The 15,927-nt window shown below is 70.8% G+C and carries 14 protein-coding genes; 4 read left to right on the top strand and 10 right to left on the bottom strand.

The window, feature by feature from the left end; translation table 11 throughout:
- The first annotated feature begins 24 nt into the window (after positions 1-24).
- Both egtE and RCP80_RS01250 read left to right on the top strand, forming a co-directional pair.
- Positions 25-1,137: an ergothioneine biosynthesis PLP-dependent enzyme EgtE gene (gene egtE / locus RCP80_RS01245; protein WP_373693498.1), complete on the top strand. Its 1,113-nt coding sequence runs from the start codon at positions 25-27 to the stop codon at positions 1,135-1,137.
- A gap of 81 nt (positions 1,138-1,218) precedes the next feature.
- Positions 1,219-2,625 carry a WS/DGAT/MGAT family O-acyltransferase gene (locus tag RCP80_RS01250; RefSeq protein ID WP_308480617.1) on the top strand — a complete coding sequence of 469 codons (1,407 nt, stop codon included), beginning with the start codon at positions 1,219-1,221 and terminating at the stop codon, positions 2,623-2,625.
- On the opposite strand, the gene RCP80_RS01255 is transcribed toward RCP80_RS01250, so the two are convergent.
- Together RCP80_RS01255 and RCP80_RS01260 are read right to left on the bottom strand one after the other, a co-directional pair.
- The gene (locus RCP80_RS01255; RefSeq protein ID WP_308482653.1) at positions 2,615-3,277 is read right to left on the bottom strand and encodes a class I SAM-dependent methyltransferase; all 663 of its coding nucleotides are present in this window, start codon (positions 3,275-3,277) and stop codon (positions 2,615-2,617) included. The genes RCP80_RS01250 and RCP80_RS01255 overlap by 11 nt on opposite strands.
- A 25-nt stretch (positions 3,278-3,302) precedes the next feature.
- Positions 3,303-4,787, bottom strand: coding sequence for a glutamate-cysteine ligase family protein (locus RCP80_RS01260; RefSeq protein WP_308480618.1), 1,485 nt, complete (start codon positions 4,785-4,787; stop codon positions 3,303-3,305).
- A 94-nt stretch (positions 4,788-4,881) separates the two neighbouring features.
- Between RCP80_RS01260 and glpK the strand changes: the two genes are divergently transcribed.
- Complete coding sequence (glpK, locus tag RCP80_RS01265) at positions 4,882-6,399, top strand: glycerol kinase GlpK (RefSeq protein WP_308480619.1); 1,518 nt, start codon at positions 4,882-4,884, stop codon at positions 6,397-6,399.
- Positions 6,400-6,444: 45 nt separating this feature from the next.
- Here the strand turns inward: glpK and lfrA are convergent, their stop codons facing one another.
- From lfrA to RCP80_RS01280, 3 genes are read right to left on the bottom strand one after another with little or no spacing between them, the layout of a single operon-like run.
- Positions 6,445-7,965 carry an efflux MFS transporter LfrA gene (lfrA, locus tag RCP80_RS01270; protein ID WP_308480620.1) on the bottom strand — a complete coding sequence of 507 codons (1,521 nt, stop codon included), beginning with the start codon at positions 7,963-7,965 and terminating at the stop codon, positions 6,445-6,447.
- A 35-nt stretch (positions 7,966-8,000) separates the two neighbouring features.
- Positions 8,001-8,561 carry a TetR/AcrR family transcriptional regulator gene (locus RCP80_RS01275; RefSeq protein WP_308480621.1) on the bottom strand — a complete coding sequence of 187 codons (561 nt, stop codon included), beginning with the start codon at positions 8,559-8,561 and terminating at the stop codon, positions 8,001-8,003.
- A gap of 12 nt (positions 8,562-8,573) precedes the next feature.
- Positions 8,574-9,566 carry an RDD family protein gene (locus RCP80_RS01280; RefSeq protein ID WP_308480622.1) on the bottom strand — a complete coding sequence of 331 codons (993 nt, stop codon included), beginning with the start codon at positions 9,564-9,566 and terminating at the stop codon, positions 8,574-8,576.
- Positions 9,567-9,593: 27 nt separating this feature from the next.
- Here RCP80_RS01280 and RCP80_RS01285 point away from each other — a divergent pair, with 27 nt between their 5' ends.
- Positions 9,594-10,586 carry a stage II sporulation protein M gene (locus RCP80_RS01285; protein WP_308480623.1) on the top strand — a complete coding sequence of 331 codons (993 nt, stop codon included), beginning with the start codon at positions 9,594-9,596 and terminating at the stop codon, positions 10,584-10,586.
- 13 nt (positions 10,587-10,599) lie between these two features.
- Here RCP80_RS01285 and RCP80_RS01290 read toward each other — a convergent pair whose 3' ends face one another.
- From RCP80_RS01290 to RCP80_RS01310, 5 genes are read right to left on the bottom strand one after another with little or no spacing between them, the layout of a single operon-like run.
- On the bottom strand, positions 10,600-11,922 hold the full coding sequence (locus RCP80_RS01290; protein WP_308480624.1) for a DUF58 domain-containing protein: 1,323 nt from the start codon (positions 11,920-11,922) through the stop codon (positions 10,600-10,602).
- On the bottom strand, positions 11,922-12,905 hold the full coding sequence (locus tag RCP80_RS01295; protein ID WP_308480625.1) for an AAA family ATPase: 984 nt from the start codon (positions 12,903-12,905) through the stop codon (positions 11,922-11,924). Before RCP80_RS01295 ends, RCP80_RS01290 begins: the two co-directional genes overlap by 1 nt.
- Complete coding sequence (locus RCP80_RS01300) at positions 12,902-14,056, bottom strand: DUF4350 domain-containing protein (RefSeq protein WP_308480626.1); 1,155 nt, start codon at positions 14,054-14,056, stop codon at positions 12,902-12,904. The genes RCP80_RS01295 and RCP80_RS01300 overlap by 4 nt, the downstream gene beginning before the upstream one ends.
- Entirely contained in the window at positions 14,053-14,706 is a 654-nt protein-coding gene (locus tag RCP80_RS01305) for a DUF4129 domain-containing protein (protein ID WP_308480627.1), read from the bottom strand. The genes RCP80_RS01300 and RCP80_RS01305 overlap by 4 nt, the downstream gene beginning before the upstream one ends.
- Before the next feature lie 10 nt (positions 14,707-14,716).
- A complete protein-coding gene (locus tag RCP80_RS01310; protein ID WP_416223201.1) occupies positions 14,717-15,862 on the bottom strand; it encodes a DUF7847 domain-containing protein in 1,146 nt (381 codons plus the stop codon).
- Between the last annotated feature and the right edge of the window lie 65 nt (positions 15,863-15,927).

Below are 15,927 nucleotides of genomic sequence, written 5' to 3' on the forward strand. Positions count from 1 at the left end.
AACTGGCGGGCGGCCCGGCCGGCGATGGCCGGCGTGCACCTGGACTCGGCCGCCTGCGCACGGCAATCGCATGCCGCCATCGAGGCGGCGGCCCAGCACGCCCGTCATGAGGCCGAGGTCGGCGGCTATGTGGCCGCCCAGGCCGCGGCGCCGGCGCTGGATGCCGGGCGCGCCGCGATCGGGGCGCTGACCGGGATGTCCGCGGCCGACGTCGTGTTCACCACCGGGTCCTGCCATGCGCTGGATCTGCTGCTGGCGGCCTGGCCGGGGCAGCGCACGCTGGCGTGCCTGCCCGGGGAGTTCGGGCCCAACCTGGCATTGATGGCCGCGCACGGCTTCACCATCCGTGCGCTCCCGGTCGAGCCGGACGGCCGACTGCGGGTGACCGAGCTGGCGGGGGAGCTGCGGCGCGATCCGCCGGCCCTGGTGCATCTGGACGGCGTGGCCAGCCATCGCGGCATCGCCCAGCCGATCGCCGAGGCGGCGCAGGTGTGCGCGGCGCACGGCGTCCCGCTGGTGATCGACGCCGCCCAAGCGCTGATCCAGCTGGACTGCGCCGTCGGTGCGGCCGCGGTGTATTCGTCGTCGCGCAAGTGGTCGGCCGGCCCGCGCGGGGTCGGATTCCTTGCCGTGACGCCCGAGCTCGCGCAGGCCCTGGTGCGGCGGGTCCCGCCGGCGGACTGGGACATCCCCGGCGGCGCGTGGGAGTCGTTCGAGCACGTCGAGGCCAATCTGGCTGCCCGGCTGGGGTTTTCGGTGGCCATCGGCGAGATCATGGCCGCCGGTCCGGCGGCGGTGCGGCGGCGCCTGGCCGCGGTGGGCGCGGCCACCCGTTCCGCGCTCGACGGCGTCGCCGGTTGGCGGGTGGTGGAACGCGCCGACGAGCCGACCGCCATCACCACGCTGCTCCCGCCCGACGGCCTCGACCCCGCCGCCATCCGCGCCGCGCTGATCGCCGAACACGGCATCGTCACCACCGCGGCCGAGGCGGCCCGGGCGCCGTTCGAGCTGACCGGACCCGTGCTACGGCTGTCCCCGCACGTCGATGCCACCGTCGAGGACCTCGAGCAGGTGGTCGCGGCGCTGACGGCGCTCACCCCGGGGAGCTCGGGCAATACACCAACGCCGCGCAGCTAGGGACTTCTGGCCCTGCCGCCGCGCCACCTCCGCGGCGGATGCTGGTACCGAACGTCACACATAGTTCGGAGGTGGTCGGCCATGAACACTTTGACGACCCTGGATGCGGGTTTCCTGCAAGCCGAGGACTCCGACCCGCACGTCAGTCTGGCCATCGGCGGCTTGGCCATTCTCGAGGGGCCGCTGCCCGATCCCGCGGCGCAGCTGGCGACGCTGGCCGAACGTATCCGCGCCTGTCCCCGATTCATGCAGCGGTTGCGTCGGTGGCCCTTCGACCTGCGCGCACCCGAGTGGGTGGACGACCCGGACTTCAACCTGGACAACCACGTCCGGCGCATCGCGGTGCCCGCGCCCGGCCGCGACCGGGAGCTGTACGACCTGGTCGCACAGGTGATGTCCTGGCGGCTGGACCGCAGCGGCCCGCTCTGGGAGATCTGGGTCATCGAAGGCCTGCGCGACAACCGCTGGGCGATGCTGATGAAGGTCCATCACTGCATCGCCGACGGCATCGCCACCGTGCACATGCTGACCGGCCTGTCCGACGGTGGTGTTCGCGACAGCTTCGCCGGCCGGCGCCGGGCCGCCGAGGAAACCTCGATGGCCGGGCTGCGGACGCCCGCCGACATCACCGCGCTGGCGTGGCTCGGCGGGATGTGGGGTGCGTCGGGAGCCCTGACCACCGCCGCGCTGCGAACGGTACGCGGCACCGCCGAACTCGCCACCGGCCTGCTGCGACCCAGCCCGTCGTCGTTGAACGGTCCGCTCTCGGGGCTGCGGCGCTACGGCGCGGCGCGGGTGGCGCTCGACGACGTCCGGCAGGTGTGCCAGGCCTTCGACGTCACGATCAACGATGTCGCGCTGGCGGCGCTCACCGAAAGCTATCGCGCCCTGCTGGTCCGCCGCGGCGAACAACCGGCGCCCGACTCGCTGCGCACCCTGGTGCCGGTGTCGCTGCGCGCGGCCGACGCGTTCGACCAGACCGACAACCGGGTCTCGCTGATGCTGCCGTTCCTGCCCGTCGACGAGGCCAACCCGGTCGAGCGGTTGCGCCAGGTGCATGCCAGGCTGACCCGGACGAAGAGCACCGGCCAGCGTCAGGCCGGCAGCGCCCTCACCGCGCTGGCCGACCGCGTCCCGTTCCCGCTGACCGCGTGGACGGTGCGGCTGCTGGCCCGATTGCCGCAACGCGGCGTGGCCGCGGTGGCGACCAACGTGCCCGGACCGCGTGAACCGCTACAGATCATGGGCCGCAAGGTGATCGGGGTGCTGCCGGTGCCGCCGATCGCGATGCAGTTGCGCACCGGGGTCGCGATGCTCAGCTACGCCGACCATCTGTATTTCGGCATCCTCGCGGACTTCGACGCGGTACCCGAACTCGACGAGTTCGCCCGTGGCGTGGAGGACGCGGTGGCCCGGCTGGTGGCCGGCAGCAAGCGGCCGCGGGCCGCCCGCGATCACCGCGGATTGTCGCTGGTGGTCAGCGGCTGACCGGCTTGTGCGCGCTGAGCAGGAACGCGGGCATCTGCACCCGGCCCTTGTCATCGCGCGGGAACGGCGGCACCGGCATGCCGGGGATGTCCGGCATGTTGGCGTGAATGGCGGCCGGCCGGATCTCGTCGATCTCCCAGTACTTTTCGACCGCAGCGCGTAGTTCGGCCTCGTCGACCTCGTTGGGCTTGGTCTCGACATCCGGCGGGAACGCGCCCTTGGCGAACACCAGGATGTAGTACCGGGCCCCCGGTGCGGCGGCCCGGTACACCGAGCGCTGATAACCGTCGCGGCCCTCGATGGGCAGCGAGTGGAACAGCGTGCTGTCGACGATCGTGTCGAACTTCTCGTCGAACCCGGTGAAGGTGGTGATGTCGTCCTGCACGAACGTGGCCGTCGTCAGCCCGCGCTCCTCGGCGGTCTTGCGGGCCGCGGCCACCGCCGTCGGGGTCAACTCGATGCCGACCACCGTCATCCCCCGCGCCGCCAGGTCCAGCGACAACTCGGCGTGGCCGCACCCGGCGTCCAGCACGGTGCCGGTGATCTTGCCCTGCTCGATGAGCGCGGCCAGCTCGGGCTGCGGTTCGCCGATGTTCCACGGCGGCGGTCCCGGAAAATCGCCCTCTTCGCGGTAGACGCTGTCCCAGTCCATGCCTTCCAAGGTCATGGATTCCACGTTACGCGGGGGCGGGCCCGTCCCAGGTGTGCACGGGAGCGTTGCTGTGCATGCGCTCGCAGTACAGCCGCAGCATCTCGGCCAGGGCCTGGGGCCGGGTCAGGCCGCGTTCCTGCAGGGCGCGCACCGTGGCCACCTGCCAATTGGCCCCGGTACGACCGGACTTGGCGCGCCCCTCGATGACACCCAGATAGCGATCCCGGACCTCGGCGGCCACCCCGCGGCGCCGCAGTCCTTCGTGCGCCATCGGCAACAGTTCCCGCAACACCAGTTCGTCCGCGGTCACCGACCCCAGTCCCGGCCAGTACAGTTGCGCGTCGATGCCGTCGCGGGCGCCGGCCACGAAATTCGCCTCCGCCGCAGCAAAACTCATCTTCGTCCAGATCGGGCGGTCTTCCTCGGACAGGGTCCGCAGCACGCCGTAGTAGAAGGCGGAGTTGGCCATCATGTCGATCACCGTCGGCCCGGCGGGCAGGACCCGGTTCTCGACCCGCAGGTGCGGGCGGCCGTTGACGACGTCATAGACCGGCCGGTTCCACCGGTACACGGTGCCGTTGTGCAGGCGCAGTTCCGACAGCGCGGGGGTGCGGCCCGCTTGCAGTTCGGCCAGCGGGTCCTCGTCGGAGACCTCGGGCAGCAGCGACGGGAAGTAGCGCACGTTCTCCTCGAACAGATCGAAGATCGAGGTGATCCAGCGTTCCCCGAACCAGACCCGGGGCCGCACGCCCTGCGCCTTGAGTTCGTCGGGCCGGGTGTCGGTGGCCTGGGCGAACAGCTCGATGCGGGTCTCGGCCCACAGCTGATGGCCGAAGAAGTACGGCGAATTGGAGCCCACCGCCAGCTGGGCGCCCGCCAGCGCCTGCGCGGCGTTCCAGTTGTCGGCGAAGCCGGACGGCGACACCTGCAGGTGCAGTTGCATGCTGGTGCAGGCGGATTCCGGCGCGATGGTCTCGGCGTGCACCGAGAGCCGCTCCGGACCGTCGATGTCGATCAGGATGTCCTCGCCGCGCGCGGTGAAGATCGAATCGTTGAGGGCCTGGTAGCGGGTCGACTCGCTCATCCAGCCCTGCGTCAGGTGCTCGGGCATCAGCGTGGGCAGGATGCCGATCATGACGATGTGTGCGCCGCTTCGGGCGGCCTTGGACTCCGCGGCGTTGAGGCTGGCACGGACCTCGTTCTCCAGCTCCAACGCGGATTGCCCGGGCAGCGGACGCGGCGGAACGTTGAATTCGATGTTGTAGGCGCCCAATTCGGTCTGATAGGCCGGATCGGCGATCGAGGCCAGCACATCGGTGTTGGTCATCGCGGGCTGGTAGTCGCCGTCGACCAGGTTGCACTCGATCTCCATCCCGGTCAGCGGCCGGTCGAATTCGAAACTCGACTGCGCAAGCATGGTTTCGAAGACGTCCAGGCACAGTTGCACCTTGCGCCGGTACTGCTGACGATGTGCGCGCGTGTAGTTCGCCTTCTTGACTTCTTCGCCCACACGTCGATGGTATGGGCTGATGTGATGGTTGCGGGCCATTCGAGGGCCCCGGTGGGCGATCATGGACCGGGCACCGACTGCGGTAGGAGAGATGTTGGCTGATTTTGTTGCGTCCATCGACCAGGGCACCACCAGCACCCGCGCGATGATCTTCGACCATTCCGGGCGCGAGGTCGGGCGGCACCAACTCGAACACGAGCAGCTGCTGCCGCGGGCCGGCTGGGTCGAACACAATCCGGTGGAGATCTGGGAACGCACCGCCTCGGTGTTGGCCACCGCGCTCAACAACACCAAGCTGCGGGCCCGGGACCTGGCCGCACTCGGGATCACCAACCAACGTGAGACCGCGCTGGTGTGGGACCGGCACACCGGACGCCCGCTGTACAACGCGATCGTCTGGCAGGACACCCGCACCGACCGCATCGCGACGGCGCTGGACCGGGACGGCCGCGGCGATGTGATCCGGCGCAAGGCCGGGCTGCCGCCGGCCACCTACTTCTCGGCCGGCAAGGTGCAGTGGATCCTGGAGAACGTCGACGGCGTCCGCGCCGCCGCCGAGCGCGGCGATGCGATCTTCGGGACACCGGACACCTGGGTGTTGTGGAACCTGACGGGTGGGCCGCGCGGCGGGGTGCACCTCACCGATGTCACCAACGCCAGCCGCACCATGCTGATGGATCTGGAGACCCTCGACTGGGACGACGAACTGTTGTCGTTCTTCGACATCCCGCGGCAGATGCTGCCCCGGATTGCGCCATCATCGTCGTCGGAGCCGTACGGCGTCACCCAGGGCGGCGGACCGCTGGCCAGCGAGATACCGATCACCGGCATCCTCGGCGATCAGCAGGCCGCGATGGTGGGGCAGGTGTGCCTGACCGCGGGGGAGGCCAAGAACACCTACGGCACCGGAAACTTCCTGCTGCTCAACACCGGCGAGAAGATCGTGCGGTCCGACAACGGTCTGCTCACCACGGTGTGTTACCAGTTCGGTGACGCCAAACCCGTTTACGCCCTGGAGGGTTCGATCGCCGTCACCGGTTCGGCCATCCAGTGGCTGCGCGACCAACTCGGCATCATCTCCGGCGCGGCCCAAAGCGAGGCGCTGGCCCGCCAGGTCGAGGACAACGGCGGCGTGTACTTCGTGCCGGCCTTCTCCGGGCTGTTCGCGCCGTACTGGCGCTCCGATGCCCGCGGCGCGATCGTCGGGCTGTCGCGATTCAACACCAACGCGCATCTGGCCCGCGCGGCGCTGGAGGCGATCTGCTATCAGAGCCGGGATGTGGTCGACGCCATGGCGGCCGACTCAGGGGTGCATCTGGAGGTGCTGAAGGTCGACGGCGGTATCACCGCCAACGATCTGTGCATGCAGATCCAGGCCGATGTGCTGGGCGTGGAGGTGGTGAAACCCGTTGTGGCGGAGACGACCGCGTTGGGCGCGGCGTATGCGGCCGGGCTCGGCGTGGGCTTCTGGTCCGATCCCGAAGAGTTGCGGGCCAACTGGCTGGAGGACAAGCGTTGGGCCCCGGCCTGGACCGACGAGCAGCGGGCTACCGGATACGCGGGCTGGCAGAAGGCCGTGCAACGCACCCTGGACTGGGTCGACGTGCAGTGATTTCGGTGCGCTGGGAGGCGCTGAGCGCCGCTGAGCGCACCGAAATCACTTGAAGGCGAACGCCACTGCGATCGCGGCCGCGGCGGTCAGTGCGGCGGCGATCGCCGCGGTGGGGGCGATGCCCGAGTCGAAGGCCACGCGGGCCGACTCCAGCAGTTGCTCGCCGAGGGCGGGCGGCAGTTCTTCGGCCACGGCCACCGCACCGCCGATGCTCTCGCCGGCGGCGTTGGTCTGGGCCGTCGACAGGTGTGCGGGCACGTCGACCTGGGCGCGGTAGAACGCGGTGAAGATGGTGCCCAGGGTGGCCATCCCGACCACCGCGCCCAGCTCGTAGGCGGTCTCCGAAACAGCCGACGCGGCACCGGATTTCGCGGCCGGGACCGAGCTGACGATGGTGTCGTTGGACACCGTCTGGGACACCCCGACGCCGAGTTCGAGCACCACGAACGACGCGATGACCGCCACCACCGTCAGGTCGTGCCGGAACAACAGGATCAGCAGGAAGCCGACCGAGACCAGCGTCAGCCCCGCGATGATCAACGTCTGCGGCGAGAAGTGCCGGGCCAGTCGCACCACGGCGAGGCCGCCGACCACCGACATCAGCGCGCCGGGCAGCGTGACCAGCCCGGCGGTCAGCGGCGAAAGCCCCAGGACCAGCTGCAGGTGCTGGGAGATGAAGAACAAAAAGCCGATCAGTCCGACGATGGATAGGAAGTTGGCCAGGATCGAGGAGCTGAACGGGCCGTAGCGGAACAGGCTCATGTCCAACATCGGTGTCTGGCTGCGGTTCTGCCTGCGCACGAACAGCGCACCCGAACCGATGCCGAGCACGAACGCGGCAGCGGCCGCGATCGACGGGCCGTCGTGGGCGAGGCTCTTGATGGCCCAGACGAACGGCAGCATGGCGGCGAAGGCCAGCGTCACGCTGAGCAGATCCAGCGGGCCCGGGTTGGGGTCCCGCGATTCGGGAACCACCCGCGGCGCGAAGATCAGCAGCGGCAACAGGATCGGGATCGCCACCAAAAACACTGCACCCCAGTGGAAATGCTCCAGCAGGGCGCCGCCGACAATCGGACCCAGCGCCGAGCCGGCGGTGAAGCAGGACGCCCAGATGGCGATGGCCAGGCGGCGGTCGGTGGCGTCGGTGAAGATGTTGCGGATCAGCGACAGGGTCGGCGGCATCAGCATGGCCCCGAACACGCCGAGCAGGGCGCGCGCGGCGACCAGCGCTTCGGCGGTGGGGGCGAAGGCGGCCACCGTCGAGGCGATCGCGAAGCCGGTGGCGCCCCACAGCAGCAGGCGACGTCGGCCGATCCGGTCCCCGAAGCTGCCCATCGGCACCAGCAGGGCGGCCAGCACCAGGGAGTAGACGTCGACGATCCAGAGCTGGGTGGTGGCCGGTGGCCGGAAGTCCTCGGCGATCGCCGGCAGCGCGAAGGCCAACACCGTGTTGTCGATCGCGACCAGCAGGACCGGCAGCATCAGCACCGCCAGCGCAAACCAGGCGGTGCGCGGGGTGGACGGCGGCGTTGCCGTGGGTTCGGTGGCCTTGAGCCGGGCGGACATGGAAAGGACTCCTGATTACAGCTGTGCCGGGGGGCTCAGCCGGGGTTGATGGCGCCCTCGGTGAGGGTGGCCATGATGGCGTCGACGATCTGGTGGCGGGGGGTGCCGTCCTGCTGGGCCGATTCGAAGCCGGCCTGCAGCAGCGCCCAGAAGGCGCGGCGCACCCATCCGGGCGGGGTGTTCGCGCGGTCGGCGCCGGCGCGTTCCAGCACTTCGATGACGGCCTCGTCGCCGGTTTCGAGGTGCGCGAGCAGGTCGGGGTCGCCGATGACGGTGGGGTCCACGTAGATGTAGGCGACGATCGGGCCCAGGTCGAGCTGGGATTCGACCACCCGGCGCAGGGCCGCCCCCGGTGGCCCGCTCGCGGGATCGGCGGCCGCGATCGCCGCATTGCTGATCGCATGGACGTGCAGCGCGAGGGCGCGGATCAGGTCGGCGCGTTCCGGAAAGTACCGGTGCACAGTGCTGCGGCCCACCTCGGCGGCGTCGGCGATGTCGGTCAGCGGGGCCGCGGGGTTTTCGGACAGCACTGACATCGCGGCGTCGAGGATGGCCTTCCTCGTGCGTCCGCGCACCCCGCTCTCCGTACCGATCACCGGGAAAATGTATCAGAATTGGGCCAAAATAGGACATTGGTGTCCCATTTCACGCCGGCGAGGGGCGCGCGCGGTCAGGACGGCGGGGTGAAACCGGTGGGCGGCGGGGTGGGGGCGCCGCGCTCCCCCGAGCGGCGCCGGCGGGCCGCCGTAGCCGTAGCCGGGCGCCGGCGGTGCGCCATACCCCGGACCGGGCGGCACGTGCGGTGCGCCGTACCCCGGCGCATTCGGCGGGCCGTATCCGGGCGCGCGAGCGGTCAGTCGGGCCAGTTCGCGGCGATGCCGCTCGGCCAGCACCGCGGCCAGCAGGTGCTGCGGCGGGGTGCCCGGCGGGGGCGGCGGCGAGATCCGGGCGGCGATCTCGCCGGCGATGCGGGCCGCCATCTGATCGCGCAGCATCGGCTCGAGCTGATTTGCCCGGGAAAGGAATTGGCGGGCCAGCTCGGCCTGTTCGGGACCGAGTCCGGACAGTTGCAGCGTGCTCGCCCACCAGGCCAGCTGGGGCGGCATCACCGGCGGCGGCGCCAGCTTGGGGCCGCGTTCGCTGATCACCACCGTCCCGGCGAAGATGTCCCCGATTCGTTTCCCTTTGGGGGACAACAGACTACAGATCACCGCCGGGGCGCCGGTGAACATCCAGATTTCCACGACGCTGGAGAGCGCGCGAAACAGCGCCTGCCGGAATCGTTCCGGGCCGCCGTCCTCGGACACCACGCGCAGCCCCATCGCCATCTTGCCCAGCGTCCGGCCCCGCGTCGCGGTCTCGAAGATCAGCGGGTAGCCCACCAGCACCAGCACCGTGAAGATGATCAACACCGACGCCGACAGCGCGGGGTCGAACTGCAGCAGCGTGACGGCCCACAGACCGACGCCGAGCAGATACCCGAGCATCATCACCGTGACGTCGATCAGCGTGCTGATCGCGCGCACCGGCAACTGCGCGACTTGCACGTCGAGGACCACCGCGTCACCGGTGACCACCGCGCCCGTAGGTGTGCCGACCATTGTCCCGACGCTACTAGACTTCGCCGGGTGGACGTCGACGCATTCGTGGTGGCACACCGCCCCACCTGGGATCGGCTCGAATACCTGGTCAAGCGTCGCAACAAGCTCTCCGGCGTCGAGGTCGACGAGTTGGTCGACCTGTATCAGCGGGTCTCCACGCACCTGTCGATGGTGCGGTCGTCGTCGTCGGATTCGGCTCTGGTCGGGCGGCTTTCGACGCTGGTGGCGCGGGCCCGGTCGGCGGTGACGGGCGCGCACGCGCCGCTGTGGAGCGAGTTCCTCCGATTCTGGACGGTGTCGTTTCCGGTGGTGGCCTACCGATGCTGGCGCTGGTGGCTGGGTTCGGCGGTGGGATTCCTCATCGTCGCGGTGGCGATCGGCATCTGGGTGGCGCACAACCCCGAGGTGCAGGCCACGATCGGCACCCCCAGCGATATCGAGCAGCTGGTCAACCACGACTTCGAGTCCTACTACAGCGAGAATCCGGCGGGTTCGTTCGCGCTGCGGGTGTGGGTGAACAACTCCTGGGTCGCCGCGCAGTGCATTGCCTTCGCGGTGCTGCTGGGTCTGCCGATTCCCTATGTGCTGTTCCAGAACGCGGCCAACGTGGGTGTCGCGGGCGGGTTGATGTTCGACGCCGGCAAGGGCGATCTGTTCCTGGGCCTGCTCGCCCCGCACGGCCTGCTGGAGTTGACGGCGGTGTTCCTGGCCGCGGCCGCGGGCATGCGGCTGGGCTGGTCGGTGATTTCACCGGGGGACCGGCCCCGCTCCCAAGTGCTGGCCGAGCAGGGCCGCGCCGTGGTCTCGGTGGCGGTCGGGCTGGTGGCGGTGCTGCTGGTGTCGGGGCTCATCGAGGCGCTGGTGACGCCCTCGCCGTTCCCGACGTGGGTGCGCATCGCGATCGGGGTGCTCGCCGAGGTGGCGTTCCTGGCCTACGTCGTGCACTTCGGTCGACGGGCGCTGGCCGCGGGCGAAACCGGCGACATCGCCGACGCCCCCGACTTCGTCCCCACCCGGTGACGCGAGCCGGAGCTCAGAGCCGGCCGCTGGCCTTCATCGCCAGGTAGCGGTCGGCCAGGGCGGGAGCCAGGTCCTCGGGGGCGGCGTCGACCACCTCGACGCCGCTGCGCCGCAGCCGCGCCGCCAGCGCACCGCGGTCGTTGCGGGACTTCTCCGCGGCCGCGGCGTCGTAGATCTGGGCGGCATCGGCGCGACCCTGCGCCAGGGCGTCGACGCGCGGATCGCTGACCGCGGCCACGATCAGCTGATGCTTGGCCGTCAGCTGGGGCAGCACCGGCAGCAGGCCCTCGTCCAGGGCCGAGGCGTTGAGGTCGGTCAACAACACCACCAGGGCCCGGCGCCGCACCCGGCGCTGTATCGCGGAAACCGTTGCCGTGAAATCGGATTCCACCAACGCGGGTTCCAGCGGTGCCATCGCCTGCACCAGTCGCGCCAACAACTCGGTGCGCGAGGCTCCGACGACCGCGGCGCGGCTGACCCGGTCGTGGGCTAGGAAGTCCACGTGGTCACCGGCGCGGGCGGCCAGCGCCGCCAGCAGCAGCGCGGCGTCCATGGACCAGTCCAGCCGGGGCCAGCCGCCCGGGTCGCCGGCGGTGGGATCGACCCCGACGCGCCCGGCCGAGGTGCGGCCGGTGTCCAGGACGATGACCACGCGCCGGTCCCGCTCGGGCCGCCAGGTGCGGACGACGACGTCGGCGCGGCGGGCGGTGGCCCGCCAGTCGATGGAGCGGACGTCGTCGCCGATGACATATTCACGCAGCGAATCGAATTCGGTGCCCTGCCCGCGGATCAACACCGGCACCATGCCGTCGAGTTCACGCAGCTTGGCCAGCCGCGACGGCAGGTGCTTACGAGACAGAAACGGCGGCAGGATCCGCACGGTCCACGGCGCCGGATGTGAGCGCTGCCGACCGGCCAGCCCCAGCGGGCCCAGTGCGCGCGCCGTCACCACCGCCGAGGTCTGATCCCCGCGCCGGACCGGACGCAGCCGGGTCTGTACGAGTTCGCTGTGCCCGGCCGCCATGTCGACCGCGCAGCGGGCCGGTTCGGCGCGCGCACTGGGCGGCCAGGCGTCGCGCACCCAGCCGCGGAACCGGCGGGCACCGCTGTTGTGGATCCGAAGCTCGACCGGTACCGGTTCGCCCAGGCGGGCCGAGGTATCGCCGCCGCGCGACAGCGTCAGCGCCCGGGGGCTGGCCGCCAACGCGACGTCGGCCACCACGGCGACCAGCAGACCCGCCAGCAGTACGACGAAAGCCGTTGCCGGCCAGGGGGACAACGCGATGGGCAGCACGCAGAGCAGTGCCACCAGGCCGGCGCGACCGGTCAGAATCACTAGCGTGGGACCGGGACGGCCGCCAAGATTCCGTCGAGGACACCGTCGGGTGTGGCGCCCTCGAGTTCGGATTCGGGCCGCAGCGCGATCCGGTGCCGCAGGGTGGGCCGGGCCATGGCCTTGACGTCGTCCGGGCTCACATAGTTGCGGCCGGACAGCCACGCCCAGGAGCGGGCGGTGTTGAGCAGTGCCGTCGCGCCGCGCGGCGAGACGCCCAGTTGCAGCGCCGGCGAGTGCCGGGTGGTGCCGACGATATCGACGATGTAGCCGAGGATTTCGTCGGCGACGTACACCTCGCGGACGGCTTCGCGGGCGGCGGCGAGGTCGGCCGGCCCGGCGACGGCACGCAGCGACGACAGGTCCCGCGGGTCGAAGCCCTGCGCGTGGCGGGTCAGGATGGCGACCTCCTGATCCCGCGGCGGCAGCGGCACATTGAGCTTCAGCAGGAACCGGTCCAGCTGGGCCTCGGGCAACTGATAGGTGCCCTCGTACTCGATGGGGTTCTGGGTGGCCGCGACGATGAACGGATCGGGCAGCAGCTGGGCCTCGCCGTCGACGCTGACCTGGCGCTCCTCCATGGCCTCGAGCAGCGCGGCCTGCGTCTTGGGTGGGGTCCGGTTGATCTCGTCGGCCAGCAGCAGGTTGGTGAACACCGGGCCGGGCCGGAAGGTGAACGCCGTGGTGCGGGCGTCGTAGATGACCGAGCCGGTGACATCGCCGGGCATCAGGTCGGGGGTGAACTGGACGCGCTTGAACTCCAGTTGCAGGGCCGCGGCCAGGGCGCGCACCAGCAGCGTCTTGGCGACCCCGGGCACGCCCTCGAGCAGGACGTGGCCGCGGCACAGCAGCGCGACCACCAGCCCGCTGACCACGGCGTCCTGCCCGACGACGGCCTTGGCGATTTCGGCGCGCAGATCCAGCAGCGCCGAGCGGGCGGATTCCGCGGCCGCGGACTGGGCGGGCGCCTGGGTGGGCTGTGTCACGAGTGTGCGACCTGCCTTTCGATGTCGTCGAGGGCGTGAGCCAGATGTACCAGATCTTCGTCGCCGGCCGGGACCGGCCCGAACAGCGCATGGTGGACCAACTGCGGATCCAGGCTCGTCGCGCGTCGGGCGGTGTGCTGCGCGATCGCGGCCACCAGCGCCGCGGGGTCGGTGCCGGGACCCAAACCCAGGCGTGGGGTCAGCCGCTGCAGCGTCGCGGTGCGCAGCGCGTGGGCGGCCTGACCGCGGGCCCGCCGGGACCGGTACAGCCGGCCGCGGCCCTCCACGGTTTCCGAGGCGCGGACCACCACGGGCAGCTTCTCGGCGACCAGCGGCCCCAGCCGGCGGCCCTGCCACAGTGCGACGAGGGCGACGACGAGGCACAGTTGCCAGACGATCCAGTGCACCCGGTCGGGGATCAGGTCGGTGATGCTGGCGGCGCCGCCGCCGTGCTCGCCCTCGGGTTGCTGCGGCGCGTACCACACCAACCGCGGATGCGCGCCGACCAAATTCATTGCCAGCGCGGCGTTGCCCTCGCGCAGCAGCGTCGAGTTCGTCATGAAGTCGGCGGTGCTCACGACGGTGATGGTGCGGTCCCCGTCGGCATAGCGCACCAGGGCGCCCTCGTAGCACCGGGTGAGGTCGACACCGCCGTCGGCGGCCGTATATACCGCGGTTGGACCGAGGCGCGCGGAGCCGGCCCGATTCGCCTCGCGCAGATCGCAATTCGGCTCACCGCTCAGGAACGACTCGGTGCCGGTCTCGATTCCCGGGGCCAGCGCTTCGCGGGTCCGCGAGGTGGGTTCGACCAGCAGCAGGTCGCCTCGGGCCTCGGCCAGCGTGTCCAACAGTGCGTCATCCCACAGGTAGTAGGTCTGCGCGACCAACAGCAGCGAATTCGGCCCGGCCAACTCGGCGGCCTCGGCCGCGGTGTCGGCGACCTCGATTCGCACGCCCTGCTCGCGCAGCAGCGTGATCAGGGCGTGCGCCCCGTCGGGTCCGGTGGCGTCCGGGTCCATCCGGCCACCCGCACGCGGCGCCGTCAGCCATGCGGTCAGGGCGGCGAGCACCACGATGGCCACGACGGCGAGCGCGATCCAACGCCAGGTGCGACCGCGCCGCGGCGGCGCCTCGGTGATGGTGGCGGTCATCGGATCTGGGCCCACGTCGGGTCGGCCGGCGCACCCGGCACCGGGCGGCGCGCACCGGCGGGCCGGGACCGAAGATGGTCGTCGAGGTCGGCGACCTGTCGGTAGGCCTCGGGGGTGCCGGGCCGCTCACCGAAGGTCACGTCGTTGAATGTGGTGGCCCCGTCGACGAATTCGCGGGACAGGTCGGGCATGGCCGATCCGGCGGCGCGCGCCAACTCGAGCGAGGTCCGTCCCGGTACGGCGTCGAGCACCCCGGTCTCTTCGAGGTGTCGGGCCACCGCGCGCAGCCGGTGCCGGATGGCCGCGGCCCAGTCCCCGCCCGCGGCGCACTGTTCGGCGGTCGCGCGGTGCTGATCGGCGCTCATTACGGTGGACCCGAACAGCGGCTGGTCCGCACTTCGATTGGTGGGCATGGTGTTTCGGGCGATACGCACGGCGACCACCACCGCCACGGCGACCAGGATCGCCAGCAGCGTGAGGGTGAACCAGCCGCCCGGAACGGTGGACCCCGCCGACACGATCCGATAGATCGCCTCGTCGAGCCAGTTGCTGAGTTGTTCGGACAGGGCGGGTTTGGGGTAGATCGGGCTGCTCAACTCGCGCTGGGCGAGCTCGTGTGCGGTGTCGCGGTCGATATCGATGGTGGGCACAGCGGACACCTCAGCGGCTCCACCAGAGGTGGTCGGTGGATTGCGGGTCGGCCGGGTTGGTGGTTGCGCCGGTGCGCAGCACCAGGTCGAAGGCCTCGGCCCGGATCCGGCGATCGGTGTAGAGCAGCACCGTGACGCCGGCGGTGAACGGCGTGGTGATGATCTGCCCGACGATCGCGCCCACGGTGGCCAGCAGCGCCGCGACGGTGATCGCCGTGCTCGAGGCGCCCACCAGGCCGCCGGCGATCACCGCCGCCAGCATGAACGGCACCGCGACGGCCATGGCCACCAGGTAGGTCACCACGCGGGTGAGCAGCCAGATGCCGAGCACCCGCCAGAAGTCGCCCCGGATCAGGGCGTAGGACCTGGCGAGCGACGCCAGGATCGGTTGCCGCTCCAGCACCACGATGACGGGGGCGAACGCGGTCACGACGGAGATCCACAGCATGGCCGCGACGGCCACCAACGCCAGCGGTATGCCGATGAGTGCCGCCGCCATGGTGCCGGCGGCCGCGGCCAGCGCGGCGATCACCACCACGGCGACCAGGATCAGCACCACGTAGGCGAGCGAGACGAGCAGCGTCACGCCGATCAGCGCCAGGATGCGGTCCCGGATGCGGTACCAGGTCTCCCCGATGCTGATGGGCGAGCCGAAAACGGCCCGGCCGACCACGACGGTCAGCATGCCGGTGAGCACGATCGCGGCCAGGGCGCTGATCAGCATGCCCGGTAGTTCGGTCCAGACGCTGTCCACGAAAGCGGTGCCGAAGGCGGTGCTTTCCGGGTCGGCGGTGGCCAGTTGTTGCATGGGCCCGAGTTGCAGGATCAGCGCGAGGGTCTGGGTGAGGATCACGACGATGGCGGTCAGGCCCAGGCTGGCCTTCGGGTTGGTGCGGATGAAGCCGACCGCACCGTTGTAGAGGTCGCTGAGGGTGAGCGGCCGCAGCGGGATGACGCCCGGTCGCAGTTCCATCGGCTGCTGCGGGTAACCCGGGGGTGGGCCGTAGTAAGGCGCTGGGCCGTACCCGGGAGGTGGGCCGTAGCCGGGTGGTGGGCCGTAGCCAGGGGGTGGGCCGTAGCCGGGAGACGGGCCGTACCCCGGCGGCACGCCCTGCGGAGGCTGCGGCGGCGGCCAACCCTCTCCGATAGGCGGCATGCTCACCGGGCTGTTCCCCTGTCGTCGTTCCTCGTTGGCGTTCCGACCAGTCTGGCATGCCGAGG

Origin of the sequence: Mycolicibacterium sp. MU0053, from assembly GCF_963378095.1 — a bacterium.
Classification (GTDB): Bacteria; Actinomycetota; Actinomycetes; order Mycobacteriales; family Mycobacteriaceae; genus Mycobacterium; species Mycobacterium burgundiense.